1 protein-coding gene is annotated in these 539 nt (G+C 32.5%); it reads left to right on the top strand.

All coding sequences use genetic code 11. The features are described from left to right. Nucleotides 1-539, top strand: a 539-nt coding sequence (locus CLPU_RS16450) for an NCS2 family permease (RefSeq protein WP_131701626.1), incomplete at both ends; no start/stop codon positions are given.

The following is a 539-nucleotide window of genomic DNA, read 5'->3' on the forward strand; positions in this document are numbered from 1 at the left end:
GATATGGGTGTAGCTGTATTTACATTCTTATTTGTTGCTATATTTGATACAATAGGAACACTTGTTGGTCTAGCTGCAAAGGCTGATTTATTAGATGAAAACGGTAAACTACCTGGTATAAACAGAGCATATATATCAGACTCAATTGGTAGTATAGTAGCATCTTGTTTAGGAACTAGTTTCATAGGAACTACTGTAGAAAGTGCTTCAGGTATATCTGAAGGTGGAAAAACTGGACTAACAGCTATGGGTACAGCAGGAATGTTCTTAATAGCATTATTCTTAAGTCCATTATTCTTAATTATTCCTAATGCAGCTACAGCACCAGTATTAGTGATAGTTGGACTTCTAATGGTATCATCTATTAAAGCTATAGACTTTGATGACATAACAGAAGGATTACCAGCATTCTTAACAATTATAATAATGCCTTTATCATACAGTATAGCAGAAGGTATAGTTATCGGTATGATTTCATACGTTGCTTTAAAAGTATTAGCAAGAAAATTCAAAGATGTATCAATTGTTATGTATATTTT

The organism is Gottschalkia purinilytica (assembly GCF_001190785.1).
Taxonomy (GTDB): domain Bacteria; phylum Bacillota; class Clostridia; order Tissierellales; family Gottschalkiaceae; genus Gottschalkia_A; species Gottschalkia_A purinilytica.